The following is a 25,363-nucleotide window of genomic DNA, read 5'->3' as shown; positions in this document are numbered from 1 at the left end:
GGATTAAATACCTGTAAACAAGTTCTCTCTAAAAATTTTAACAGAGATTGCCAACAAAATAATTCCAAAAACTTTTCGCAGAATAGCCTCTCCACCTCGACCAATCTTTCGCTCAATCCAGTTAGAAAGTTTTAAGACAATAAATACTAAAATAAGGTTTAAAATAATTCCAACAAAGATATTAGAAGTATCATAAGCGGCTTTTAATGTCAAAATGGTGGTCATGGTACCAGCTCCCGCAATTAATGGAAAGGCAATAGGAACGACCGATGCAGAGCGTGCTAAAGTTTCGTCTTCTTTGAAAATAGAAATGCCGAGAACCATTTCTAAACCTAGTAAAAAGATGACAATTGCACCTGCTACAGCAAACGATTGAACATCTAAGTGGAATAAACCAAGAATAGATTCACCAAGAAATAAGAATAGAATCATCAAGATGCCTGCAACAATGGTTGCTTTTCCAGATTGAATATGCCCTCCAGCCTTTTTTTTAAGATCTATAATGATTGGAATAGAACCAAAAATATCAATCACTGAGAACAGAATTAAGGAAACAGATACAATTTGGTTTAAGCTGAAATCCATGCTTTTTTTTATTTTGTAAAATGGTTTAAAAAGTGTATTATTAACGAATAGTATAACGAAAAGATGATAGATCACCTTTAACATTAAGAATTAGTATTAAGTGCCTGATTTAAACAAATAATAATCTGTTGACAGCTAAATTTTGCGATGAACTACTTTAAAAGCTTCTTGATAGCTCGCTATTACTTTGCTTTTGTGTTGTTAGTACTAAAATTTATGGCAAGATTACTTACTATTTATTCTAGATATTCCTTCTAAATAAGGCAATGTATAGAGTAATCTGCTAATTATCTTATTCCTTGTTCTATTACAAAAAACATAAAAAACTCGTAAGGCATTAATGTTATCTCAATAGGAGCAAGGTCAATCTCTAATATGGTTTAACGTTAGTACTAAGCATATGGTTTTAGCGAACTATTACACATTGACTTTAATTACTAGCGTGTATAAACTTATATTACTGCGTTGAAACCACATAGTAGCAGCGAACCGAGCATAGCGAGCTCACGACCGTAAGGAGTAACAAACCCAGCTTGCGCTCTCATGAACGTAGCGAATAATAATCAACGAAGTTTAAACTTATAGTCAAAGTACAAAGGTATGTATTTATAAATCGATTGAAGAAGGTCTATAACCCTTTTTCTAAAAAGTTGTTTTAAAATGGGGATGGTATTGAAAATAATAGCCTGTTAATTGTTTATGGTACGACTTTACGATAGCCTGTTATGTTTATGAACAGTACCTTTGTGTTATTGGTTCAAGCTAATTTGGCAAGCGTATGAACAAAAAGATAAAAAGTAGCCCCCACTTTAATTCCATACTCTAAGGAATATATGGAAGCGTTGAATGGTATTGTGTAGCAGGAAAAAACTCAATCAATAGATGATAATTGGTAATAAGTAGCTCACTTTATTGTATGGTTTAATTTCGTGAATTACTTAACTATCTCGAATAGTGACTAAAATAAGATACTAGACAATTCTAAATAATTAAGAATGAAACTCCCTTTAAAAATTTTATGGGTCAAGGAAGCGGATTCTACTACAGCAAAGGGGATGGCATTGCTGGAAAGTGAATACAACGTAATCTCAACTTTCGCCAAGACAGTATCAACTTTTAAGGACGCTGTAGAGAATGAAAAGTTTGATGTTGTAATCGTTCAGTTACCATTGTCTGAATGTTATGCGTCTGTTATTGGGGAGGTTTTAAAAAGGCAATTGACAGGGATACCTTGTCTTGTTGTTGGTGCAATTACAAAGCAAGCTAAATTGGAGTGGATAAAGGCAGGAGCCCGTGATTGCATCCTTGCGGATGAATTAGAATTATTGCCCATCTTAGTAGAACGGCAAATGATCCTAGCTGCTCAACACGCAGCCACTAAGCTAGAATTAGAGCGAAAAGAAATAGAATACGCTGCGTTGTTTTACAACAGCCCAGAAGCAATTTTAATTCACGATTTTAAAGCTATAAAGCAAGTCAATTCTGCTTTTTTATTTCAGTTAGGGTATTGGGACGAAGATGAGTTAATCGGAAAGGAACCTTTGGTAACATTAATTCATCCCAAAGATATTACGTTGTTAAATTTAACAGAAGGAGAGCGAACTTCTGAGTCGGTTGTCATCATTCCAGATATTCGAGTATTAAAAAAAGATGGAACCTACCTAAAATGTGATTTTAGGATTGTATCTATGTATTGGGAGGGAACTTGGTATTCTCAAATTATATTACAACAATTAGTTAATAAAAAAAGCATTCAAGCTTACTTGGCTGCTAAAGAACAAAGTGAAATGTTCTTGCGACATGCCGAACAGGTTCCAGGTGTGATTTATCAGTTTCAACTATTTCCAGATGGCACGTATTGTTTTCCTTTTGTGAGTAGTAGTGTGTACAAAACACATGGTATTACTGCTCAAGAATTGATGGAAGATGGAACGAAATATTTTGAACACATGCCCGAAGAAGACATTGAATTGTTTCGAGAAGAAGGGGTTCGGTCACGCGAAACGTTGAAAAATTGGAACTTAGATTATCGGTTGATTATACCAGGCAAAGGCGTGCGATGGATGCGAGGAACTTCTACCCCTGTTCAAATGCCAGATGGATCTACATTGTGGTATGGCTATGTTGCTGATATTACAAAAGATAAAGTTGCTAGTGCTGCTTTAAAGGACAAGGAAGAACAGGTGCGTACCATCTTTAAATATGCACCCGATGCTATTGTTATTTTAAAAATAGATGGAACCATCGTAGAGTGGAATCCCAAAGCAGTTGATATCTTTGGATGGACAAAAGAAGAAGCCATAGGGCAATTGCTGTATAAATTGATTGGTCCAGAAAGGAATTATTCGAAATATAAAGCATTTGTGAATAGTTATAAAAGAAACGGCAGTGGAATTACTTTAAATCAAGCCTTGGAGGTTTGTGCTGTTCATAAAAATGGAAAAGAATTTTCTATTACAATGGCATTGTCGGAAATGACCTTAAAAGGGGCTCAATATTTTATTGGTTTTATTAGTGACATTACAAAACGCAAAAATGCTGCTGAAAGACTCAAAGAATCTTTACTAGAAAAAGAGGTGTTGCTAAAAGAAATTCACCATCGAGTCAAAAATAATATGCAAGTTATCACTAGCTTGTTGAGTTTGCAGTCAAGTTTTATCGAGAATGAAGCTGTCAAGGAGATTTTTAGGAACAGTCAATACCGAATTAATGCTATGGGAATGGTTCACGAAATGTTGTATCAATCCGATGATATTTCTAAGATTAATTATGGTTCTTATTTGAAACGATTGGTAGAAGGGTTAATTTTGGCAATGAAAGGAACTGAAAGCCCTATTGGACTCGAACTGGAAACACCTAATATTTCTTTAAATGTAGATACTGCGATTCCTTTAGGTTTGATAGTGAATGAATTAGTTACAAATGCTTTAAAATATGCTTTTCCAAACGAACAAAAAGGAAGTATTTGCGTAAAACTAAGCTGCTTAGAGTATCCAAATTTTAGATTAGAAATTGGTGATGATGGAATTGGTTGTTTTAGTAAAGATATTTTAGAAACAACAAAATCTTTAGGGCTTATGTTGGTAAGAAGATTAGCCATTCAGTTAAAAGGATCCATTCGACATTTAAAAACCGAAAAAGGAACGCATTACGAATTATTGTTTCAGGAAGTTTTTCAGGTTTAATGCTTTTCCTTTGCCCAACTAAGCCGTTATTACTCAAAAATAACCAGTTGTGATTCTTGAGCGCATGTTAAAAAATAAAATGGAGAAGAAGATTGGAAATGAGTTTAGTTATGGAACTCAATTAAACAAAGAAGATAAAATAGTCCAAGAGAAAGCTATTGACTTATATCGGACACATTTTGAGAAGGCACAACAATTAAAAAAGGAGTTTGCAGTTTTTTTGGATACCAACGTCTTGTTAGGTTATTATCAAATGCCCCTAGCTGCTCGAAAGGCATTGTACGCCTTTTTAGAAGACCATCAAGGACAAATTTACATCCCCAACCAAGTTGCGCGAGAACACAAAAAGCACCTCAAAAAAGTGCGTCAAAACTATAGTCGACAACTCTACTTAAATCAACCGAGCAAGCATCAACAAAAGGTTGAACAACAATTAAGAGATTATTTGGAGGAGAATGAAGATGTATTAGAAGCTTATCCTGAGTTTAAGAAGGATTTGGAGAGGGCTTATGCAAATAGTAGTAATATATTGAATCTACTGAACGTATTCTCCAAAGAACGTACGGCACGTTGCAAAAAACAATTACGTCGGTACGATTTAGAAAATTTGCTACCAAAATTCAACCATTTAGAGCCTCTACAAAAACAAGAGTTTAAGTTTCTGAAAGCTGAATTTGACGTTTTAAAGCAAGTAATTGATCAAGTTGATCAAAAGAATTTTGAGCACAAAGTGGATGCTTATTTATATCAAAATCCTAATAAAGTCTTTCCAGGAATAGGAGATCTTATTCAAAAACCTGAATCCCCTTATGGTGATTATTGTATTTATCATGAAATGCTAAAATGGACGGCAATCAACCAACCTCAATTGCCAATTATATTCTTGACCAATGATGTTACTAAACGAGATTGGGTAGACTGGGACAAGCGGGCTTACATTCATTACTTAGAGAACTTTTACCACAATACAGGCAATGTCTTCTACGTATTGCATGCTGAGGCTATTTTTTCTAGTGTATTAGAAATGCCATGCGAACATTTGGTCACACCCAACGAAATATGGGAGGATGTAGAGGCAGATGTGTTGGCAACCGACACCAACTGGCTAACGGTGACGCAATTGCAGGGATTATTGGAAGAGTTGTATCCTAATAGAAAAAAAGTAGATGAACCTTTAGCATTTTGGGAGACCTTGATAGAGGACTTGGCAGAGGAGTATAGTTTAGAAACTTATTGGGAGTTAAAAATAGAGTTATTAGAACATTATCATCTATTGATTGATTTAGAGTTGTCTAGGTATCGGATTTATAACCAATTGGAAGCTTTGGAAATGACGTTGGATTTGATTTATGAATAGTAGTAGTTTTTTGTAATTTTGACCACTTGAAGAAGTATTAGAAGTAGGTAGTTTTGTCAAGAATAGTTTGTTGAAAGGACACTATAGAAGCCGAGCTAACTACTAATAAATAGAAAATTAATAAATGAAAGTTTGTATTGCTGAAAAACCGAGTGTTGCTAGAGAGATCGCAGCTATTATAGGTGCTAAAGATAAAAAAGAGGGCTATTATGAAGGAAATGGATATGCAGTAACTTGGACCTTTGGGCATTTTTGTACGCTGTATGCGCCAGATGATTATGATGCTAAATGGAAACAGTGGAACTTGGAAAACCTTCCAATGTTGCCTGAACGATTTGAAACTCGATTAATGGACAATGGAGGGGTACAAAAGCAATTTAAGATTATCAAAGACTTATTTAAAAAAGCTTCTGTGGTAATTAATTGTGGTGATGCTGGACAAGAAGGGGAGTTGATTCAACGTTGGGTTATCAAAGAAGCCCAATACCAAGGCAAGGTGCTCCGTTTATGGATTTCTTCCTTAACCCCAGAGGCAATTAGAGATGGTTTTAAAGACCTAAAAGATGCATCCAATTATGATAATTTATATTATGCGGGCAGTTCACGTGCAATAGGAGATTGGCTGTTGGGTATGAATGCGACGCGTTTGTTTACACTGCGTTATGGTGGGTACAAACAAGTCTTGTCGATTGGACGAGTACAGACACCAACACTGGCTATGCTGGTTAAACGGCATTTAGAAATCCAAAATTTTAAGCCTGAGCCTTACTGGGAATTGCAAACGCTGTATAGAGAAACAACATTTAGCTGTACAGAGGGAAAGTTCTTTAAAAAAGAAGATGGAGAAGCTTTGTTTAAAAAGGTGGAAGGGAAGCCTTTTGAGGTCACCAAAGTGACCAAGAAAAATGGAAAAGAGTTACCCCCAAAATTGTTTGATTTAACCAGCTTACAGGTTTATTGTAATAATAAATTTGGATTTTCGGCTGACCATACACTCAAAATTGTACAAAAACTTTATGAACAGAAGTTGGTGACCTACCCAAGGGTTGATACAACTTTTCTGCCGAATGATGTTTATCCTAAAGTTGCAGGTATTTTGCAGAAGTTAAGTCATTATAACACTTATACTCAACCATTGCTAGGCAAAAAAATTCGTAAATCAAAAAAAGTGTTCAATGACAATAAAGTGACCGATCACCATGCTATTATTCCAACAGGTTATCAAAAAGGTTTGGGACAGGGAGAACAGCAAGTTTATGATATTATTACTCGTCATTTTATTGCAGCATTCTACCCAGATTGTTTGGTAGCCAATACTACTGTTTTGGGAGAAGTAGAACAAGTGAAGTTTAAAGCTACTGGAAAAGAAATCTTAGAAGAAGGGTGGCGAGTTGTTTTAAAGGCTGTACGAAGTAAAAAGAAATCGGATGAGGATAAAACTTTGCCTACTTTTGTAAAAGGAGAGACAGGACCTCATGTGCCTTCTTTTGTTGAGAAGCAAACACAACCTCCTAAAATGTATACGGAAGCAAGCCTGTTGCGTGCGATGGAAACAGCAGGCAAGCAAGTGGACGATGATAAACTTCGAGAAGTACTAAAGGCAAATGGGATTGGTCGTCCTTCGACAAGGGCAGCAATTATAGAGACCTTATTCAAGCGAAAATACATTCAACGCAAAAAAAAATTGTTGGTTCCTACAGAAGTTGGATTGCAATTGATTGAAATTATCCAAAATGAATTGCTTAAATCAGCAGAATTGACAGGACAATGGGAAAAGCAATTGAAAGAAATTGAGGATGGTGAATATAATGCAGCGAAGTTTATTTATGACATGAAGCGTATGGTGCATCAATTGGTAGCCGAAGTGAAGGCTGCTCGCTACGTTCGTCGTTTATCGGCGCCTTCCAAAACTAGCAAAGTAAGCGTACCCAAGCCTACATCTACCACTAAAAAAGCTACTAAATCGGTAGGCATTTTAGAACAAACTTGTCCTAAATGCAAAAAGGGAACTTTGCTGAAAGGAAAAACGAGTTATGGTTGTAGTGACTGGAAAACGGGTTGTACCTTTCGACTTCCTTTTGAGTTCTTAAAAAAGAAGTTATCAGAAAAACAACTGGTTCGCTTAGTTTCAAAAGGTTCAACTGTCAAATTGAAAGGTTTTAAGAAGGATACAGAGAAAGTTGATGGGGTGCTTGTTTTTGATGATAATTTCAATTTGAAGTTGGAAGCAGCTGTTCCAAAACCTAACAAAAATACTTCTCAATCTGATGCAATTCTATGTCCAAAGTGCGGAAAAGGAACGGTTTTAAAGGGACAAAAAGCTTATGGTTGTAGTGACTGGAAAGCTGGTTGTGACTTTCGTTTCGAGTTTGAGGAAATTCGAAAGCAGGCAGCAGGTAGGAAGATGACCAAGGAATTGGTGTTGGAAATATTAAAAGGGTAAACAATTACTTGAAAGGACAACTTAAAATAAGTTGCTTGTGCTGTATCAATTGTTTTATCAAAGTATTATTGCTGATTAAACTTTTTATAAAAAAAACATAAAAAATATTTTTTTAATAAGGCTTTGATAGTCAGTTGTTATGGTGGTTTACTTGGAAAGGGGTATTAAAAAACTTTAAAAAAATATTGAAAAATAAGCTCAAAAGTTTGCAGAATTAAAAAAGTGCCGTATATTTGCAATCGCTTCTACGAAGGAGCACAACACCAAAAAGCCCTGATGGCGGAACTGGTAGACGCGCTGGATTCAAAATCCAGTTCCCGCAAGGGAGTGGGGGTTCGATTCCCCCTCGGGGCACTCAAGGTGCTTTACATTGCTACCAGAAAGTAGTAAAAAGTTAGGTTTCATCGCTGTTTGAACCACTTTTTGCTACTTTTTTACTTTTGGGGTATTTGCTTCTTCTACATTCTTCTACACGGCTTTTTGTTCTCCGTTTGTTCCCCGTTTAGATTGTTTTTTATGTAACTTTCTAAAAAAAGGGAAACTCATGATTCAATTTTCAGTAGTTTATAACTACAAAAACAAACTCCGTAAAAACGGAACAGGATTAATTCAAATTAGAGCCTACTCTAAAGGCAAATGCAACTATTTCTCAACAAATATTTACGTTACTCCCTTTCAGTGGAGTAAAAAATTAAACCAGGTAATTTTGAAGTCAATTCTTCAACAGTTGGAAATCGAAACGGTGACGGTTTATTTTGCATCTCTCGAATAAGATCATGAACAATGCTTTGGATGATAATGTCTGTTGGTAGACTAAGAATGGCAAACTGTAAATGATTTATGATGGAGTGAGCTTCCTTTTTTGAGGTTTGCTCATTTTTGGTTTAAATGTGTATAATTGTATATGTATTGTTTATATAATGCAGTTAGCTTTCATTATGATTTTTTGTGTACTTTGATTGTTTATGAAAACTAAATCATTATCAAGTGGTTTAATGTTATTGTTTAAGGATTTTTTGTGTACCTATTAGAGCTTTTCCATCCCATAATTGCACGAAATAAATCCCCTGAGAGAATGATTCAAAATCTAATAAAAAACTATCATTTATATTGTTATAAGAAGCTAATGTTTGACCTTGAGGATTAATGATTTTGATTAAAGAAGCTGTCGTTATATTATAATCAATTTTAATGTTGAGGTTTTTTTCTACAGGATTAGGATATACTTGTATTGAGTTTTGTGTTAATTGAGGAGAAAAGATAGCGGTTAATTGGCTAGGGCATAAGCTATCTACTTCTGTAGGATTTAGAACCCTATTATAAATCCGAATATCATCTATTTTTCCATCAGTTCCATAGGTGTCACTCCCACAAGGCACACCTTGACTATTTAAAGAATGCCCAATTCCCATATGAGCATTATTCGTTGTTATGTAAGGTGTAAAGAGACCATTATTACTTATTTGAGAACTAAGTATTTGATTATCTAGGTAAAAGACTACTCTTTTTTGTCCAGAAGAAATAGTCCCATCATAGGTAGCAACAAGATGATGCCAAGCGGTATCTGTTACTAAGGTATCGGGTCGTTCGTATGTAGCAGCGACACTTGCCAAAACCCCAGAACTAGCGTCATAATAGTTAAAGCTTATAAGTCCAGAATTTTGTATACTAAAATCTAGTTGATGTTTATTTTCATTACACCAATTAGATCCTACCTTACTAATAAATGTCATTCCTTGATTTATAAAATCTTTTTTAAACCAAAGAGAGATACTAAACTGTTTATTATTTCCGACAATGACAGAATTAAAATTATCTCCTAGACCAATGAAAGAGTTTGTACTCCCATTTACAAAATGATAAGCACTATTAGGATTCCCCCAACGATCAGTTGTTAATGTAGCATTATTAACAGTTCCATTAATAGTACTTATTATATCATCCGCATTTCCATCAAATGGATAATGAGCGATTAAACCATTCGTGACTTGAGCTTGTGTATATTGGTATCCTAGAAACTGAAAAAGGATAAGGGTAGTATAGAATAATTGTTTCATAAAGTATTGTTTTAATTGTCCTAATATAACATATTAAATACTTCAGTGCAAGTCAAATTTATGAAGTGTAAACAAAATCTTTACAACCTCATAAACTAAAGCACTAAATAGGATTTCCATAAAACCCTTATTCTTAGGAGAAAAAAGAAAATAGAACAGTAAATTTAAAAACCTAATACTAAATTGGTTCTACAAATAAAATCCAAATAATTTATGAGAAAACCTAAGTCAAATGAAACCTAAAAAGTTTACTGCCATAATCATTTTATTACCTGTCATCGTTTTTATTGGTAGAATAGTCTATTTCGAAATATTGAAAAAGCAATTTATTTCAAATTTAGAGGTTGCTTTAAAAGAAAATCAAACTATAGTTATAAAAGAGCTAACGCCCTTTGAATGGGATGAATTGTATTGGGCTTACTCTGATAGTTATGGTTTTGCTGGTGCATCAATAGGAAATCTATGGTTTTTCTACAATAAAGATCAAAAAGTTGTTGAAATAAATTTAAGTTCTAGGTCTCCTAAAATTTGGTACAGTGAAATGTGTAATTGTCCACAACCTTTAAAATATAGTGAAATTTGTTACACTTCTTCTTCTGCTGTCTTTAAAATAGTAAGAAATAATAAAAATGGAAGTGTAAATCTTAAAAGTGCTCTGTGTAAAGATTGAAAGCTCTATTAAAGTTTAAATTTTTTTTTAACTAGAATCGCACTGGGATACTTTTAAGAGAATTATATTTTCAAACTAGAAGAAGAAATAAAATTTATGTTTTTTGATGTGTAATATTATGGTTGGTTTAAGTTATCGTGTTGTTAATCAGTTTGTTGTTGAGTGTTAGGAGGGGCGCGTTTGGTTGCTCTAATCGACTTGTATTTTAAATGGATATATGCAGTTGTATATTATGAATTTATAGGTTAAAAACTAATTTGAATTATGTATAATATATCTGTTTGCGTATATTAGGAATATTTTACTTGCTATTTGGTGAAAAACGAATGTAGAATAAGGGTAAATCTTTTTTATCGAAGCTACTAGATATGAAATGTTAGTTTAAGCAAGTTAGTTGGTGTAGAACCTCAAACTATTTGTTCTATTTTGCTCCTGTTCTTAGGGCTTAACTTTTGGCTGCAAACAATGAACACTAATTGATGGACTTATTTATTAACTTTTAATCTATTATCATGAAACTACTCATCTTACTAAGTGCAATATTATTATTGGAGTCTTTGAATGCACAAAAAAACTACGAAATTACCAACTTAAAAGCCGTCAATACGGAAAAAAACGAAAAAGCTCCTGCCTTTTATGATCAGGAAGGAAGAGCTTATCTGATTTTTGCATCAAATCAAAAAAGAAATATAGAGGATATTTATATCAGTAAATTAACAGTTAAAAACAAGGCTTTGAATCAATATTTATATTCTATACCTGAATCTTATGACAATGGATTAAAAAATAATTTGGGTAATAAACAGTTTTTTATTTCTAAAGAGTCAGATATGGCTATAGCAGCACGCCCGAGCAAAAATGGAGGGTCTATTATACTAAGAGCAAAAAGAGGTGAAAAAGGGTGGGAAGAGATGACTAGATTGCCATGGGTAATTATGTATGATAAAAATGCTCCTAAGAAAGATTATTATAATGTTGCTTACCCTAATTTGACATCAGATGGTTCTATGATGTTTTTTGCTTCTGATATGCCAGGAGGATTTGGTGGATGGGATTTATATGTTTCCTTTTTTGAGAAGGGTAGATGGTCGCCACCTGTTAACCTTGGACCAGATGTTAATTCAGAAGAAAATGAAATTTCACCATTTATAGCGGATGATAATATGCTCTATTTTTCTTCAGATAGAAAAACTGGTAAAGGGGGATATGATATTTACTTTTCTAAAGAGAAGAACGGTAAATGGGAAAATGTAATGGCTTTAGATGGGCTTAACACAGAAGCTAATGAAGAAGGATTTATAATAAGAGGAAAATATGGTTATTTAGCTTCTGATCGAAAAGAAGGCAAAGGTGGTTATGATATTTATGCTTGGCATTTAAAATAAATAGGAATGAAAGCTGTTTGCCTAAGTCCTGATTTTTATATGTTAGCATTTTTTTCAAGATACAAAGCTTTAATCTAGGGATAGATTAGAGTTTTTTTGTTTAATTGAATAATGATTTTTAAGAAGGGATGAAGTCATTCCCAACGTCAATACAACTTCTTTTTTAGGTGTTGAATTTTAGTTAGAAATTCTAGACTGAATCAGCTCCAAATTATGTCGCTCAAAACTAGAAAACAATTCCTCGATATTTTCTAACGTTTGAGCATGATACCATTTTTGTTGATTGAAATAGGCTTGCAGTTCAGAGTCTTTGAAAGTATAGCCATATTGTGCATAAATTTCCGCAGACATGAGCTGAAGTGTTTCTTTATCATAGTTATTGAACGCATAAGCTTCTAAGAATTGATTGGATAAGAAAGGGAAACGTCTTCCATTGGAAATTTTATGTGTTTTTATAGGCTGGAAATTCCAATTGTCATCCACAAAAAAATATCTAGAAATAGGATGCTGACAAGCTAACTCATTATTTATTTCCAAACATTGATCTACGGTGAGACTATCAATTTTGTCCATTCCGTAAACATGAAAAACATAATTGTCTAAGGGAGCTACCCAAATAGTTTGGTGTCTTAAAGAGGTTAGGTAACTTTCTTCCCCGACAATGATTTGATCAATTAGCTCTCCTGTTTCTGGGTGGAGTGTAAACAAGATATCATAATGTCCACCTCCACCAGAAGCATGTTTTTGACGAACTAAAAATAAATTGCTACAATTTCCATATTCACTGGACAAAAAGCCTGATTGATTACCTGTTTTAGGCAAAATAGGGTAAGTTGTAGTGCCTCCAAACTGTTGCCACTTTTTTCTAGTTCTTAGAGAGTCCAATAAATTATTGGGTAAAGGTTTTAAGGTAAAATATTGGTTGAGGTCTTGAAAAAATGTCAAGGACTCTACTTTTTTAGCCAGAGGATTTGTTTCTTGCGGTTGTGTACAGCTAGATAGAAGCAATAGGATTGAAAGACAGAAAAGTAGTTTCATTTATTTTTTGAGTTTTTCTAATTTAGCAGTTTTGGGTAATTTGATGGATTCTTTTTAAGAATTACTAGCTATGTGGGGCGACATATTTTTTAGATGAATTTAGCGGTTAAGACGCCCATCTATATTCTAAAATCAATTTTTTAGTATTCTAATTAAAGTATTAAATGATCATAAAGTAAATCGTCATCATTATTTTTTGAAAGTCCCTTAAAATTGATATTATCAAAATTCAAGAAATGTCTACTAATACTGTTAATTAAGTCTATAGACTGAGATATGTCTTTATACAACTTAGAAATTAAGCTATTACTAACTAAAGGTGCTCTAAGTTTGACTTCAAAAAAATCAAGCTTTTCTAAGGCAATATACATTTTATTATCATAAAAACAGATTGTAAATGAGGAAGTCAATTCCTTATAAATCCGCTCTAATTCTTTGATAAAATTCATCTGAATAATTGTATATGCATCTTTTTCTACCTCACTATAAATAGTACACATCTTATTAAGAGATGCGTTCATCCTAGCAATTGGAATTTGTTTTAATTTAAAATGCTCATCATCTAAAAACTCTGACTTATTAGCGCCTAAAATTAAAATGTATGGGAAAGATATATTGGGAATTTCTAACACATAAAACAAACCATTAAATGGAGGTAAGTTTAATTTTCTATCTAGTGCCTCTGAACTTCGTAGTTTAGTAAATTTAAATTTTAGATTTGATTTAGTTAGCCCTTCAAAAGAGCCTATTGATTGAATCCAATGTCGATTTCTATATAACTTACTATACTTAAAGGTATTTTTATCAAAATATTTATCTGGAAAATAACTTAATTCAGGAAATAAAGTTGTTACAAACTTTGCTAATATTAATTGATTAAAGTTCTTCTTATAGCTTTTCTTTTGGGGAGATAAAAGGAATGGTTCAATTAAAAAGAAAAGAATGAGCGATGATATCATTCCAATTAATGGTACAAAGCTTTTCTTCTCTTCTTCAAAAGGAAAAGTTCCTAATAAAATAGATATTGGAATTAAATATATTAGATAAGAAGTTGAATAAAGAATATTTCTATATCTTCGTGACTTTTCAAGTTTTATTAATTGAGGATAAAGTTTTTTTTTAAACTGATTTATATTCATTTCAGATAAAGTGTCAAATAATCAAACTAATACAATTTAACTTCGTTGCTACTGCGTGGTTTTAAGGAAGTAATGTTAGTAAAGTTCATCTGCTAAAAAGCCAATTACATCCTTTTTCTTTATCAAGTTTACGAAGTCTTCCATATCTTCTAAATAGAGTGGGATTGTTAAAGGTCTCTTTAGTTCTCTAGCTTCTACAAAAACGTAAGGTATGCCTTCTACTGATTGACGATAAACTTTGGTGATTTCATTCCACTTTACAAAATGATAAAAACCAACCGCATCGTAACACTTTATACCATTATGAAATACTGTTATAGTAAAAAGCATTCTCATGAAGGCTAAAAGTAAGCATAGTATCAAGAAACATATCCACGGAAAAAATAAAACAAATAATAAATCGGGAAGATTAGAAAAACCATGTTTATAAGCACCAGCCATTCCCATCACAAACATAAATAGTCCTAAGGGGATAAAAAAAATAAACAAAGGACGGACAAAAATACTTATATCAGATCTAAATTTTCTTATGGGTTGATGCATCGTAATTCGTTTTAGAGAAAGTGTACTTTTTTAACAAAAAAAGATTAATTTAAATTCCAACTAAATACAAAATTGAGGTGCACCTCAGTATTATATTATATACACGAACTGCTAACCGCAATTAGAACATATGATGAATTTTAATTTTATAGCAAGTAACGATTTTGACCTAAATAATTTTAAGAATATAGAAAGCTTTGTTAGTTTTTATTCTGATTTTCAGACTATTATTTTGAATAATGAAAAAGAATTGTATTTGCTTTTAAAGCATATCGGAATAGAAAAACTAGACTCTTTGGAACTCAAAAGCGTTGAGTTTGAAAAGTATTGGAATTTATCAGAATTTCATTTGCCCGAATATAATCAAGAAGAATTTGAATCATTCTATAAAAAATGGATAGAAATTTCAGGTAGAGAAGATAATATGGATGAATTTGGAAATTTGATGTTTTTGCAAGGCATGAGTTCAAAATGGAATAAAATGACCTATAAATTAATCGTAAAGGAACAATGAAAAAGTTTGAAGATAAAGGAGAACTTTTAAGTCACTTCTATGACTATCGGATAGTTAGTTGCCTGAAATGTTCCAAACCTGTCGATTTTTTAGACTTAAAAATTGCTTGTATTCATTGTGGATTTAATAAAAAATTTAAACCAATGGACTCTTGGTATAGTCTTACGCCAATAACAGTAGAAATAGAAGATTTCCTAACAACACCTTGTTGTGGTCATACGTTTTGGGCTATGAACTTGGAGCATTTAGCCTTTATTGAAAGATATGTTGAATCTGATCTAAGAGAACGAATGCCCAATATAAATAGGAGCTTAGCTAGTCGACTTCCACAATGGATAAAAAGTAAAAAGAATCGTAATGAAATTTTAAAAGGTATTTCAAGGTTGCGCTTAAAATTGGTAGAGAATAATTATAAATCAAAAAAGCATCTGACATTATAAGATAAATCATAGCTGCTGGGGCATACTTGTACTAACTGTTACTTATTCTTAGGTACACCTGAAAAATATTTTTATATAATGTCCGTAAAAAATAGAAACGCATACTTCAATTTTTAGTAGCTAAAAATTACCAAAACAAACTTCGAAAAATGAGAGAGAATTGTGTCAAATCACATTAAAATATAGAAATCTAGAAACTTTTAATTGTCAGTGAGTTAAGTGGTGCGTTTTTTGTTTGTAGAAATAATAATTCGTATATTAGAATTGTATTTCATATAAATGAACTTATATAAAATTAACTCCTATGAAGTATCCAATGATTGTTTCTTGTCTTTTTTTGACTATGATGGCCTTTTCTGGATGTGACCCAGAACCTACTGACCCTTGTGAAAATGATACGCCCGATCATGACACAAAGCTTTCTGCAAAATACCTAAATACTTCATCTGCGGGACCAACACTGACAATTGATCCGACAGCTTCTTCTTCAAAAATAAATATTGCGAATGTTCCGACTATAGTTCCTTTAGGGAATGGACGAATTGATTTACTCTATTCTGGCGTTACATTTAAAGAAGGAAAGACAGTTTATGTTGTTGATAATGTGGTTAGTCAAAGAAAGGCAGATTGTTGGATTGTTGATGTTGAAAATGAAATGCGATTTTCTTTGTCTAAGAGCTTAGATATTGTACTAGTCTTGGATGTGAGTAGTTCGTTAGGGAATAATATTAGTGCCGTAAAATCGAATGCCAAAAAGATGGTTACAGACATACTGAATTCTAACCCAGATGCAAGAATTGCCATCGTGAAATTTTCAAGAGGAAGTGTGGTACAAGGTTTTACTTCTATTGCTTCAACCTTGAATCAGTTCATTGATAATAACTCAATTTTTAATGACCCTTCCATTGGATCTTATCAATTAGAGGGTAGAAGTGAAACAGCACTTTATGAGTCAATCAATGATGCTATTGTATTGTTAAATAATTCGGGGGCAGATGGAACAGGAATCCTAACATTTACAGATGGAGTGAGCAATTTTCAGTTTGATCCGCAGTTTCAAGATGAGTTAGAGATTATTGATTCCTTAAATGCATCTGGAATTTCTCATTATACAATTGGTTTTGAGGGCAATCAAAATAGTGTAGATGAGTCGGTATTGGAACGACTTGCTGTTAATGGAAATTTTTCTTTCCCCAAAGACTTGACAGAATTAGAAGAGGTATTTACGAGGTTTTCTAATTCAGTTGCAGCGGTATATGATTTGTATTATAATACAAATGATGCCTTGTTAGAAAATCCTGTTGAATATAGGTTTTTATTTAATACAACTATAGTTAGCGAATAAGTGAACAAAGATAAAAAGAGACCATTCAAAAACAATGTCAATGATAAATTTTTGAATGGTCTCTAAAGTAATACAGATAATGATAAACTAGGAATTTTTTAAGGATTCGTAGACCACAAAGATGCTCCTTTAAGCATTGCTCGTCTAGGAAGTTGTAAGCTCGCAACAATTAATGCTGCAAAATCTTCTGGCTGCAACACTTTTTCTTCATTGCCATCTGTTATACCTAGATTTAGAGACATATCGGAAGCAATTGTACTTGGAGTTAAAGTGCAAACTCTAATGTTATTTTTACGCACCTCTTTCATTAGTGATTCAGACATTCCTATAACGGCAAATTTGGATGCAGAATATGCAGAGGTCGTTGCATTTCCATTTAGTCCAGCGGTTGAAGAAACATTGATAATATCGCCTTCATTTTGGTCAATTAAGTGGGGCAAGACTTCTTTGGTTACGTAGTACATCCCCATTAAATTCGTTTGTATAATTTGTGTCCACTCGCTGACCGCCATTTCATTTAATGAACCAAAAGCAGCTATTCCTGCATTATTAATTAGAATATCTATAGAACCAAGACTTTGGATTAAATGATCAATTCCTTTTTTGACAGCCTCATAATTTCCAACATCAAATACCGCATAGGTTGCATTGATGCCTAATTTTTTCAATTCTGCAACGGTTGCTTTTAGCTTTTCCTCATTTCTACCTGTGACAGCAACATCTACTCCTTCTTTGGCTAATGCCAATGCTGTTGCTTTTCCTAAACCTCTACTACCTCCTGTTATAATGGCTTTTTTCCCTGTTAATTTTTCCATTTTGATTGATTTTATTTTTAATAATGATGTGCTGTTTGGTGCAGCAAGTCCCTTTGAGTGCAAAGATATCATTCAGGAATTAGAACAGTGGCAAACCATCTAATAATTCAATGTAAAATTTTAGGTCATGGAAAAATAGTATGTTCTCAACAACGTCATGGTTTGGGGACTTGGTATTAAATATTTTTAATCATAAGCTTATTTTATTGGCAGTCTATAGTATAGGACACCCAAAAAGTTTTTAGAATATAAAATAAGCAAGTTACGCCATAAATAATTGTTATTGCTCCGATAAGGTTACATTCGCCCAATGCCATTAATACCAAGCAAAAGCTTTGTAAAATCCCTAGGAGGGCAAGGATGAGCATTTCACCAGATTGGAGTGTTATCGTTTGTGTAGACCATTCAAATTTAGTGGATTTTCTTCTCCAAAGAATAGTATATAAAAGGGGAGTGATCATCAATTGAATTCCTTCCCAAATGGCAAGAATCCCATATTGAGTATATAATATGGCGAGTGCTATAAGGCTACCAATAAGTATAATATGTTCTGAAATTATTAAGTCTGTAGTTCTAGCTTTTTGTCCTGTTGATCTGGATATTCTATTTCCGTTATCATCGGAGAGGTTGTTGTTCATAGATAATTTATTTTTGATATTAAATGCTGTATTTTTTGTAGTATATTTAGAGATTATTGCCCCAATAACCGCAGGAATGCTTTGGACGTTAAATGCTTCACTTTACAGAGTACTAAAATAAATTTGTCATAACAATTTAATTTATCTTGATGATTTTGTCCCCTAAGTGTATGTAGTTTTGTTCATTTATGATACTTATTGGATGTAGGGTAAGCGTAATGTATTTTTTTCTTAAAAACAACATAATAAAATGGCTAATCAGCAGCAATTATTTGAATTATTAGAGTCAGAAGATGTTAATAACCTTAAAGAAGGATTAGAGTTACTAAAAAACGAACCTAAGTTATTGGAGGCAGCTCAAAAGCGTTATTTGCCGCTCATCCGTGCTCGTCTTAATGACGCCACGGCAAGTATCTGGGATTTAGAAAAAGCAGTATTATCTTCTCAAGAAGTAGATTTTATTATTAGCAAATTAGGCAACCAATTTTTTAGCTTAGAATCTTTGAATACTGAAGAAAGTGATTTACTTGTACAAGTGTTAGGAGCGGCGCTGGCATCTGTAACCGATATCAACGATATATTAGAAACGATGCATCAATGGACTGAAGATGGCTTCTATGAATCTTCTATGGAAACAATAGGGCTTTTAATGGATGAAATCTATACTGCGTTAGACGAAAGTTCTAAGCAAGGACCTTATAATGGTTGGTATAGACGTGTACTTCGAAAACTAATGGATGATCATTGTCTTGAAAGTATTCAGTTGAATCATACTGCATTATCTACATGGCGCCATGATACACCAATTGTTCGATATTTTATGCTTTCTCTGACTTATATGTCATTTCATGGTGGGGCAGGAGGCTTATCCCTCGATATAGCACAATCTGATACGCCTCAATTAACCCCTATTTTTTGGCTATTTTATTACCATACTAAAATTAGTTTAGTAGATAGCACTGTAGATATTCCATTATCACCACTATCTTTTAGCAGGTGTTTTGAAATACAGAACCAAGGAGACGCTGGGTCTTGGAGTACTATTGTAGAGAAATATAGTTCACCCGAGTTACTTAAGATAGAAGATTCTATTGGATATAAGCAAATAAAAACGCAATAAATGGCTGGTCTCTTGGAGAAGAGACCTTTTGGGGTAGTTACTGAATTGACTGGCAATTTTATTGGAGAGAGGTAAGAATAAATAAGTAACAGGGAATTTAGGCGCAGCCTAAATTCCCTGTTAAAAATATTGTTCAATGTTGTATTGGGTATGATCACAAAGGGCAAAATACTTGTGTATTTTAGTTGAAAACTAAAATAGTAGAATTAATAAATGCGCTGTGTGTACCTTAGGAGATCTCTAAGATTCTACCGAAGAAGGTTTGTATTTTACATAAATATTGATCCATATAGCTCTAGCTAAACGAGCAATCAAAGGTACAAACAATACACCTCCTGCAATCGCCGCTGCAAAGCTTTGGTTAACTGTTAGGTTAAATACAAAAAGGCAAAGTACCATAGCTGTTAACATATAGCCAGAGCTTAAACCATAACCGATATACATTGCTCCCCAATAAAATCCAGGTTCTTTTTGAAAATCTTGGTTGCATTTAGGACAGCTGTCATGCATATTATAAATTCCTTGCATAGATGCCAACGAACTTTTGTATAAGTCCCCTTCATGACAACTAGGGCATTTGAAATTGGTGATACTATATAATTTTGATCCTTTTTTAAACATAATTGATAATATGTTAGATATATTTTAAATAAATTATTTTTTAAGATTGAGGTGATGGACGGTAATTCGATTGCGACCCAAACTTACAAAACCCATTTGTTCCATCTTTTTTAATAATCTAGAAATTGCTTCTCTAGTAGTATTCAAATCGAGCGCAATTTGCTTGTGGGTAATCTGAAATTCTTTTTTTTGTGTTAATTCGATTTTTTTAGATAGATAATCCATCAAACGTTGATCCAATTGCCCGAATGCAATGGCATCAATAGTCGAAAGTAATTCTTTAAAACGAATATTATAAGAATACATAATAAAATTTTTCCATTCGATGTGTTCTCTAGACCATTCGTCAATGTATTTAATAGGGATTGCTAGAATTTCAGTATCTTCTTCTGCGACAGCTTTTATGTCGCTTTTTTTGTCCATCATACAGCAAGTAAAAGCAGTAGGACAAGTATTTCCATGTGCTAAATAATACAACAGAATGTCTCCTTCTTTCCCTTCTTGCGTAACCTTAATAATGCCATCTAAGACAATGGGAACAAGTCGGATATGTTGCCCATAATCTAAGATGACAGTACCAGGTTTGAGTTGCATGACTTGACCAACTTCCACAATTTTATCCAATAATTTTCGGTCTTGAATCATGGGAAGTTCCGCCCTTAGTCTATTTTGTAATATTTGTTGTTCCATAGTTAATGTGGCAGTTTAGAACGCAGCGCACCATAAGTCAAGGTACCCAAAATAGCACTGGCAATGACAACAATCATAATTGGAAAACCATGCCCCAAAAGTGTATACATGGGACCAGGACAAGCTCCAGTCATTGCCCAACCTAATCCAAAGATGATCCCTCCAAAAAGGTACCTAGGAATACTCATTTGTTTAGGAGAGAATTGAATGATCTCTCCTTTTATATCTTTTAATTGTTTGCGTTTTATAATAGCAACCTGTATAATTCCTAACACAACTGCTACACCAATAATTCCGTACATATGGATAGATTGGAATAAAAACATTTCTTGAATTCGAAACCAAGAGATTGCCTCCGATTTTGTCATAACAATACCAAAGAGTATTCCTGCCAAAATATATTTTAAACCTTTCATGGTTTTTAAAGTTTTAAGATTAAAGGAAGTAAGATATGTGTCATTAATAAACCTCCGATAAAAAATCCGATGACAGCAATTAAAGAAGGCACTTGTAAATTAGACAAACCACTAATGGCATGTCCAGAAGTACATCCTCCCGCGTATCGAGCGCCAAACCCAACAAAGAAACCACCTCCGACAAAAAGCAACAAGCCTTTGAGGGTTAGCAAGGTTTCGAAGTTGAACAAATCCAAGGGCAAATACCCAGTTCCCTCAGCTATTGTACTAGGGTAGTTGATACCCCATCCTTGCAAATGAGCAATAGTTGCTGAAGAAATCTGAACAGGCTCTGGGCTTGTTAGGTAATTAGATGCTATATAACCACCAATAACAGCTCCTAGGGCAAATAATAAGTTCCAACCTTGTTTTTTCCACTCAAAATCAAAAAAGCTAATTTTTTTGCCTGCACCACCCGCAGCACACATGGCACGCATCGTAGCCGACATACCAAAGCTTTTGCCCCAGAAAAGTAAAATAAACATGGTAAAGGCAATCATGAAACCACTAAATGCCCAATGCCAAGGTTGTTGTATTAATTCTAACATTTTTTAATGTAATGTGTTTTAAAAAAAACGGAGAGTATATTAAATAGTATCGTAGTCTACGACCGTTTTTGAACGTTTAAGTAGGCTACAATACTATTTAATGATAGTTTTAAGCATTCCAAGCCAAGATGCCACCTTCTAGGTTAACCAAACTTTGAAATCCTAGTTGATGCATCAATTGGCAAGCTTGCCCACTTCTTTGCCCACTTCTACAGTATACAAAGTAGTTTTTATCTTTGTCCAATGCACTAACTTGAGTTTGGAAGTCATCGGCAAAAAAATCAATAGCAACAGCCCCTTCAATTTTGCCTTGTGCGACCTCACCAGGAGTTCTTACATCAAGTAGTACCACATTATCATTTTCCGCCATTGCTTTTTTGAATGCTTCGGGATTCAAATCTTTATAATTCATTATTTTTATTGGTCTTATTAGTCGAATAATTTTTATTAATTTTGATAGATAACGCATCGTTTAAGATAGTGTCGTAGGGCAAACAAATTCAGTTTTAGGGATTTCTGTTGCAGCAATAGCTTTGAATCCTCCAGCAATTTCTACCAAGTTATGAAAACCTCTTGCTTTTAAGATAGAGCTGGTAATCATAGAGCGGTACCCCCCTGCACAATGAATGTGATAAGTGGTGTCTCTATTTAGTTCGTCTATATTATCATTAATATAATCTAGAGGGAAATTGCTTGCTCCTACAATATGCTCTGACTTAAACTCATTAGGTTTTCTTACATCCAAAACATTCAATTCGTTATTGGCAAGCTCTTGTTCTAAATCTTGAGCCGAAATAGATGTGATTTGATCAATTTCTTTGCCTGCCTTTGTCCAAGCTTCGATACCACCTTCTAGGTACCCCAAGACATTGTCATAGCCTACACGAGCCAAACGAGTAACTACTTCTTTAGCTCTACCTTCGTCTGTTACCAAAACAATAGGCTGTTTTAAATCAATAATAAGAGCACCAACCCAAGGAGCAAACCCGCCATCAATACCGATGTTGATAGAATTGGGGACAAAAGCATCTTTGAATGTTTGAGGAGCTCTAGTATCTAAAATCAACGCACCTGTTTCGTTGGCAATTCCTTCAAAATCATTTGGTGAAAGTGCAACTACTCCTCTTTCAAAAACAGTATCTATACTTTCATAGCCGTTTTTGTTGAGCAATGCATTTTTAGGAAAATATTGAGGTGCTTGGGTTAGTCCAGAAGTAACTTCTTCGATAAACTCATCCTTGCTCATATTAGCACGAAGCGCATAGTTCGTCGCTTTCTGATTGCCCAAGGTATCAAAGGTTTCTTTACTCATATTTTTGCCACAAGCAGAACCAGCACCATGGGCAGGATATACAATGACATCGTCAGGTAATGGCATTATTTTATGGCGCAAAGAATCAAAAAGATGCCCTGCCAAATCCTCTCTAGTCAAATGAGTTTTTACAGCCAAATCAGGTCGACCAACATCCCCAATAAATAGGGTGTCTCCAGAGAACAAAGCTGTTTCTTTTCCATTGGCATCTAGTAGCAGATAAGAAGTCGATTCCATGGTATGCCCAGGAGTATGGAGTACCTTAATGCCAATTTCTCCAACACGCAAAATTTCTTCATCTTGTGCAATGTAAGCCTCAAAAGCTGTTTCTGCATTTGGTCCATATACAATGGTGGCTCCTGTTTTTTGGGCTAAGTCTACATGTCCAGAAACAAAATCAGCATGAAAATGTGTTTCAAGAATGTATTTGATAGTTGCCCCATCTTTTTGGGCACGTTCTATGTAAGGTTTTGTTTCTCTCAATGGATCAATAATAACTGCTTCTCCTTGAGATTCTATGTAGTAAGCACCTTGTGCCAAACAACCCGTATATATTTGTTCTATTTTCATGTTATAATAGTTTTTAAATTGATATCAACAATTAGTATGAATAATATCTGATACAAAGATAAAGTTTAATCTGCAGACCAAATGTGACGCAAATCACATAAAGCAAAATTTTTATCATTTATTAAGTGACAGTGGTCCACGTTGAAGTATTTTTATTGTTTTTTTATGAAATTTAATTTGTAGAGAAACTCTTAATAGCAGCATTAATGGTGGGGAAGGAGCTTTTAGAGTAATTGCAAGGCATATCTACCAAGGCAATAGAGACACCCTCTTGCTGATAAAGTTGTACAATACTTTCCAACGCTTTTTCACCAGTGCTGTCGATTTGGTGTATGTGTGTACCATCTAGGATGGCATAATCAATCGCTTGCGTATTTTTTACCGTTATTTTTTCTTGTAATATGGCTTCCATCTTTTCTTTGAAGTGATTGCTATTGGCAAAATAAAGTTGTTCTTCAAAGCGAATGATAAGCGCATTGTTGGGGATTTCTACAAGCGTATCATTAAGAACAATATTGGGATACAAAGTGTCGTATAAAATTCCAATAATGGAAAGCAACACCCCAACTAATATTCCCTTTTGTATGCCAATTATCAGAGTCGCTAAGAAGGTAGCTAATAAAATAAAGAAATCACGCTTGTGACCACCTTTCCAAAGTTGAACGGCATCTTCAACAGAAATGAGTTTAAAAACAGCGACCATGATGATAGAAGCCAATACTGCTTTGGGAAGGTAATAAAACAAAGGTGTTAGAAACAGTAACGTTAGAATAACAAAGGTGGCACTAATGATAGCTGCTAGATTGGTTTTGGCACCAGCTTGGTCGTTAACGGCACTTCTAGAAAATCCTCCTGTACCTGGAAAACTCTGAAAGAAGGAACCAAATAGATTGGCCATTCCTAATGCTATTAATTCTTGATTCGGATCTATTTTATAATCGTTGTGGCGAGCTTGTATCGCTTTCGATACGGCAATCGCTTCCATAAATGCAACTAAGGCAAGTGTGATCGCACTAGGTAAGAGTTTTTGAATAACCTCTAGGTTGAACAGTTGATCAGGAAGTTGAGGACTCGGCAATCCTTGAGGAATGTCTTGAACGATAGCTACATTGTATTGGTTTAAACCCAATCCCCAAACACCGAGTATTCCTGCTACGACTATAATCAACGGGGCAGGGATTGTTGGCGTATATTTTTTCGCAAGAATGATAATAAGTATCCCTGATAAACCAATGACAAGGGTATAAGGATTGATTTGATCCACTTTTTGTATCGCGTCTAACAGAATAGTATGCAAAAATTGCCCCTGCTCTAAATCAACCCCTATCAGGTGCTTGAGTTGACTGATGCTAATAATAATGGCTGCCGCAGAGGTAAAACCACTAATGACAGGATGGGATAAGAAATTAACCAAAACTCCTAGCCGTAAAAAGCCCATTAATAACTGAATAACGCCAACTATTAGAGCTAAAAGAATCGCCAAACTAATGTATTCACTACTTTCTGCTTGTGCAAATTGACTAACACTAACGGCAACTAGTAAGGAATCCATCGCTACAGGACCTACTCCCAATTGTCTTGAGGTGCCTAAAATAGCATAAACTAATTGCGGGATAATAGCAGCATACAAGCCATAAATAGGAGGTAACCCAGCCAGCATAGCGTAAGCCATTCCTTGGGGAATGAGCATAATACCTACTGTGAGGCCTGCATTGATATCTCCTTTTAAATGTTTTTTTTGATAATTAGGTAGCCAATCTAGGATAGGGAGTTTTGATTTTATATTCATCTCTGATTTTTGTTTTTGTTGACACAAAGATAAATAAGTAAAAGGGCTTATTTGGTGATGTGGGTCACATAGTTTGAAAAAATGAACGATTGAAGTAGCTGTAA

The 25,363-nt window shown here is 34.1% G+C and carries 24 protein-coding genes and 1 tRNA gene; 11 read left to right on the top strand and 14 right to left on the bottom strand.

Going from position 1 to position 25,363, the window contains the following annotated elements; genetic code table 11:
* Window positions 1-3: 3 nt before the first annotated feature.
* Window positions 4-585 carry a MarC family protein gene (locus tag CG11_RS10565; protein ID WP_052595923.1) on the bottom strand — a complete coding sequence of 194 codons (582 nt, stop codon included), beginning with the start codon at window positions 583-585 and terminating at the stop codon, window positions 4-6.
* 995 nt (window positions 586-1,580) lie between these two features.
* Between CG11_RS10565 and CG11_RS10560 the strand changes: the two genes are divergently transcribed.
* From CG11_RS10560 to CG11_RS10540, 5 genes are all read left to right on the top strand, one after another.
* Window positions 1,581-3,770, top strand: coding sequence for a PAS domain S-box protein (locus tag CG11_RS10560; protein ID WP_052595920.1), 2,190 nt, complete (start codon window positions 1,581-1,583; stop codon window positions 3,768-3,770).
* Between the two features lie 79 nt (window positions 3,771-3,849).
* Window positions 3,850-5,127: a PIN-like domain-containing protein gene (locus CG11_RS10555; RefSeq protein WP_156039737.1), complete on the top strand. Its 1,278-nt coding sequence runs from the start codon at window positions 3,850-3,852 to the stop codon at window positions 5,125-5,127.
* A 124-nt stretch (window positions 5,128-5,251) separates the two neighbouring features.
* Complete coding sequence (locus CG11_RS10550; RefSeq protein WP_052595916.1) at window positions 5,252-7,570, top strand: type IA DNA topoisomerase; 2,319 nt, start codon at window positions 5,252-5,254, stop codon at window positions 7,568-7,570.
* Window positions 7,571-7,840: 270 nt separating this feature from the next.
* Window positions 7,841-7,924: transfer RNA gene (locus CG11_RS10545), tRNA-Leu, on the top strand.
* Window positions 7,925-8,114: 190 nt separating this feature from the next.
* Window positions 8,115-8,342: an Arm DNA-binding domain-containing protein gene (locus CG11_RS10540; RefSeq protein ID WP_052595914.1), complete on the top strand. Its 228-nt coding sequence runs from the start codon at window positions 8,115-8,117 to the stop codon at window positions 8,340-8,342.
* 226 nt (window positions 8,343-8,568) lie between these two features.
* Here the strand turns inward: CG11_RS10540 and CG11_RS10535 are convergent, their stop codons facing one another.
* The gene (locus CG11_RS10535; RefSeq protein WP_052595912.1) at window positions 8,569-9,627 is read right to left on the bottom strand and encodes a LamG-like jellyroll fold domain-containing protein; all 1,059 of its coding nucleotides are present in this window, start codon (window positions 9,625-9,627) and stop codon (window positions 8,569-8,571) included.
* 232 nt (window positions 9,628-9,859) lie between these two features.
* On the opposite strand from CG11_RS10535, the gene CG11_RS10530 reads away from it, so the two are divergent.
* A complete protein-coding gene (locus CG11_RS10530) occupies window positions 9,860-10,297 on the top strand; it encodes a hypothetical protein (protein WP_052595910.1) in 438 nt (145 codons plus the stop codon).
* Between the two features lie 512 nt (window positions 10,298-10,809).
* Window positions 10,810-11,682, top strand: a complete 873-nt coding sequence (locus CG11_RS10525; protein ID WP_052595908.1) for a PD40 domain-containing protein — start codon at window positions 10,810-10,812, stop codon at window positions 11,680-11,682.
* Window positions 11,683-11,859: 177 nt separating this feature from the next.
* Here CG11_RS10525 and CG11_RS10520 read toward each other — a convergent pair whose 3' ends face one another.
* The 3 genes from CG11_RS10520 to CG11_RS10510 all read right to left on the bottom strand — a co-directional run bounded on the left by CG11_RS10520 (window position 11,860) and on the right by CG11_RS10510 (window position 14,402).
* Window positions 11,860-12,720: a YARHG domain-containing protein gene (locus tag CG11_RS10520; RefSeq protein WP_052595905.1), complete on the bottom strand. Its 861-nt coding sequence runs from the start codon at window positions 12,718-12,720 to the stop codon at window positions 11,860-11,862.
* Between the two features lie 152 nt (window positions 12,721-12,872).
* Window positions 12,873-13,859, bottom strand: coding sequence for a DUF3137 domain-containing protein (locus tag CG11_RS10515; protein ID WP_052595903.1), 987 nt, complete (start codon window positions 13,857-13,859; stop codon window positions 12,873-12,875).
* Window positions 13,860-13,934: 75 nt separating this feature from the next.
* Window positions 13,935-14,402, bottom strand: a complete 468-nt coding sequence (locus CG11_RS10510) for a hypothetical protein (RefSeq protein ID WP_052595900.1) — start codon at window positions 14,400-14,402, stop codon at window positions 13,935-13,937.
* Window positions 14,403-14,532: 130 nt separating this feature from the next.
* Here CG11_RS10510 and CG11_RS10505 point away from each other — a divergent pair, with 130 nt between their 5' ends.
* The 3 genes from CG11_RS10505 (at window position 14,533) to CG11_RS10495 (ending at window position 16,701) form a co-directional block, all read left to right on the top strand.
* On the top strand, window positions 14,533-14,916 hold the full coding sequence (locus CG11_RS10505) for a hypothetical protein (RefSeq protein ID WP_156039736.1): 384 nt from the start codon (window positions 14,533-14,535) through the stop codon (window positions 14,914-14,916).
* Window positions 14,913-15,356: a hypothetical protein gene (locus tag CG11_RS30370; RefSeq protein WP_052595896.1), complete on the top strand. Its 444-nt coding sequence runs from the start codon at window positions 14,913-14,915 to the stop codon at window positions 15,354-15,356. Before CG11_RS10505 ends, CG11_RS30370 begins: the two co-directional genes overlap by 4 nt.
* 304 nt (window positions 15,357-15,660) lie before the next feature.
* The gene (locus tag CG11_RS10495) at window positions 15,661-16,701 is read left to right on the top strand and encodes a VWA domain-containing protein (RefSeq protein WP_052595894.1); all 1,041 of its coding nucleotides are present in this window, start codon (window positions 15,661-15,663) and stop codon (window positions 16,699-16,701) included.
* A 98-nt stretch (window positions 16,702-16,799) separates the two neighbouring features.
* On the opposite strand, the gene CG11_RS10490 is transcribed toward CG11_RS10495, so the two are convergent.
* Both CG11_RS10490 and CG11_RS10485 read right to left on the bottom strand, forming a co-directional pair.
* Window positions 16,800-17,516: a 3-ketoacyl-ACP reductase gene (locus CG11_RS10490; protein WP_052595892.1), complete on the bottom strand. Its 717-nt coding sequence runs from the start codon at window positions 17,514-17,516 to the stop codon at window positions 16,800-16,802.
* A 203-nt stretch (window positions 17,517-17,719) separates the two neighbouring features.
* Window positions 17,720-18,154 (bottom strand): hypothetical protein, encoded by a 435-nt coding sequence (locus tag CG11_RS10485; RefSeq protein ID WP_052595891.1) that lies wholly within the window; start codon window positions 18,152-18,154, stop codon window positions 17,720-17,722.
* Window positions 18,155-18,404: 250 nt separating this feature from the next.
* Between CG11_RS10485 and CG11_RS10480 the strand changes: the two genes are divergently transcribed.
* Window positions 18,405-19,274, top strand: a complete 870-nt coding sequence (locus tag CG11_RS10480) for a hypothetical protein (protein WP_052595889.1) — start codon at window positions 18,405-18,407, stop codon at window positions 19,272-19,274.
* A gap of 240 nt (window positions 19,275-19,514) precedes the next feature.
* On the opposite strand, the gene CG11_RS10475 is transcribed toward CG11_RS10480, so the two are convergent.
* From CG11_RS10475 to CG11_RS10445, 7 genes are all read right to left on the bottom strand, one after another.
* Window positions 19,515-19,895 carry a DUF983 domain-containing protein gene (locus CG11_RS10475; RefSeq protein ID WP_052595886.1) on the bottom strand — a complete coding sequence of 127 codons (381 nt, stop codon included), beginning with the start codon at window positions 19,893-19,895 and terminating at the stop codon, window positions 19,515-19,517.
* A 33-nt stretch (window positions 19,896-19,928) separates the two neighbouring features.
* Window positions 19,929-20,585: a Crp/Fnr family transcriptional regulator gene (locus CG11_RS10470; RefSeq protein ID WP_052595885.1), complete on the bottom strand. Its 657-nt coding sequence runs from the start codon at window positions 20,583-20,585 to the stop codon at window positions 19,929-19,931.
* Between the two features lie 2 nt (window positions 20,586-20,587).
* A complete protein-coding gene (locus CG11_RS10465) occupies window positions 20,588-21,001 on the bottom strand; it encodes a DUF6691 family protein (protein WP_052595883.1) in 414 nt (137 codons plus the stop codon).
* A 5-nt stretch (window positions 21,002-21,006) separates the two neighbouring features.
* Window positions 21,007-21,588 (bottom strand): YeeE/YedE family protein, encoded by a 582-nt coding sequence (locus CG11_RS10460; protein WP_052595881.1) that lies wholly within the window; start codon window positions 21,586-21,588, stop codon window positions 21,007-21,009.
* Window positions 21,589-21,697: 109 nt separating this feature from the next.
* Complete coding sequence (locus CG11_RS10455; RefSeq protein WP_052595879.1) at window positions 21,698-22,000, bottom strand: rhodanese-like domain-containing protein; 303 nt, start codon at window positions 21,998-22,000, stop codon at window positions 21,698-21,700.
* A 60-nt stretch (window positions 22,001-22,060) separates the two neighbouring features.
* A complete protein-coding gene (locus tag CG11_RS10450) occupies window positions 22,061-23,470 on the bottom strand; it encodes a rhodanese-like domain-containing protein (protein ID WP_052595877.1) in 1,410 nt (469 codons plus the stop codon).
* A 172-nt stretch (window positions 23,471-23,642) separates the two neighbouring features.
* Window positions 23,643-25,259 (bottom strand): SulP family inorganic anion transporter, encoded by a 1,617-nt coding sequence (locus CG11_RS10445; RefSeq protein WP_052595875.1) that lies wholly within the window; start codon window positions 25,257-25,259, stop codon window positions 23,643-23,645.
* Between the last annotated feature and the right edge of the window lie 104 nt (window positions 25,260-25,363).

It is taken from the genome of Aureispira sp. CCB-QB1, from assembly GCF_000724545.1.
Lineage (GTDB): Bacteria > Bacteroidota > Bacteroidia > Chitinophagales > Saprospiraceae > Aureispira.
The sequence above is the reverse complement of the archived record's forward strand: the minus strand, read 5'-3'. Positions and strand labels throughout refer to the sequence as shown.

Coding starts and splice junctions, on each gene's coding strand:
- CG11_RS10525 (WP_052595908.1), top strand. CDS start 10,810: ATGAAACTACTCATCTTACTAAGTGCAATATTATTATTGGAGTCTTTG.
- CG11_RS10535 (WP_052595912.1), bottom strand. CDS start 9,627: ATGAAACAATTATTCTATACTACCCTTATCCTTTTTCAGTTTCTAGGA.
- CG11_RS10445 (WP_052595875.1), bottom strand. CDS start 25,259: ATGAATATAAAATCAAAACTCCCTATCCTAGATTGGCTACCTAATTAT.
- CG11_RS10495 (WP_052595894.1), top strand. CDS start 15,661: ATGAAGTATCCAATGATTGTTTCTTGTCTTTTTTTGACTATGATGGCC.
- CG11_RS10530 (WP_052595910.1), top strand. CDS start 9,860: ATGAAACCTAAAAAGTTTACTGCCATAATCATTTTATTACCTGTCATC.
- CG11_RS10490 (WP_052595892.1), bottom strand. CDS start 17,516: ATGGAAAAATTAACAGGGAAAAAAGCCATTATAACAGGAGGTAGTAGA.
- CG11_RS10475 (WP_052595886.1), bottom strand. CDS start 19,895: ATGTTTAAAAAAGGATCAAAATTATATAGTATCACCAATTTCAAATGC.
- CG11_RS10450 (WP_052595877.1), bottom strand. CDS start 23,470: ATGAAAATAGAACAAATATATACGGGTTGTTTGGCACAAGGTGCTTAC.
- CG11_RS10510 (WP_052595900.1), bottom strand. CDS start 14,402: ATGCATCAACCCATAAGAAAATTTAGATCTGATATAAGTATTTTTGTC.
- CG11_RS10480 (WP_052595889.1), top strand. CDS start 18,405: ATGGCTAATCAGCAGCAATTATTTGAATTATTAGAGTCAGAAGATGTT.
- CG11_RS10460 (WP_052595881.1), bottom strand. CDS start 21,588: ATGTTAGAATTAATACAACAACCTTGGCATTGGGCATTTAGTGGTTTC.
- CG11_RS10555 (WP_156039737.1), top strand. CDS start 3,850: ATGGAGAAGAAGATTGGAAATGAGTTTAGTTATGGAACTCAATTAAAC.
- CG11_RS10515 (WP_052595903.1), bottom strand. CDS start 13,859: ATGAATATAAATCAGTTTAAAAAAAAACTTTATCCTCAATTAATAAAA.
- CG11_RS10520 (WP_052595905.1), bottom strand. CDS start 12,720: ATGAAACTACTTTTCTGTCTTTCAATCCTATTGCTTCTATCTAGCTGT.
- CG11_RS10560 (WP_052595920.1), top strand. CDS start 1,581: ATGAAACTCCCTTTAAAAATTTTATGGGTCAAGGAAGCGGATTCTACT.
- CG11_RS10565 (WP_052595923.1), bottom strand. CDS start 585: ATGGATTTCAGCTTAAACCAAATTGTATCTGTTTCCTTAATTCTGTTC.
- CG11_RS10485 (WP_052595891.1), bottom strand. CDS start 18,154: ATGAACAACAACCTCTCCGATGATAACGGAAATAGAATATCCAGATCA.
- CG11_RS10470 (WP_052595885.1), bottom strand. CDS start 20,585: ATGGAACAACAAATATTACAAAATAGACTAAGGGCGGAACTTCCCATG.
- CG11_RS30370 (WP_052595896.1), top strand. CDS start 14,913: ATGAAAAAGTTTGAAGATAAAGGAGAACTTTTAAGTCACTTCTATGAC.
- CG11_RS10540 (WP_052595914.1), top strand. CDS start 8,115: ATGATTCAATTTTCAGTAGTTTATAACTACAAAAACAAACTCCGTAAA.
- CG11_RS10505 (WP_156039736.1), top strand. CDS start 14,533: ATGATGAATTTTAATTTTATAGCAAGTAACGATTTTGACCTAAATAAT.
- CG11_RS10465 (WP_052595883.1), bottom strand. CDS start 21,001: ATGAAAGGTTTAAAATATATTTTGGCAGGAATACTCTTTGGTATTGTT.
- CG11_RS10550 (WP_052595916.1), top strand. CDS start 5,252: ATGAAAGTTTGTATTGCTGAAAAACCGAGTGTTGCTAGAGAGATCGCA.
- CG11_RS10455 (WP_052595879.1), bottom strand. CDS start 22,000: ATGAATTATAAAGATTTGAATCCCGAAGCATTCAAAAAAGCAATGGCG.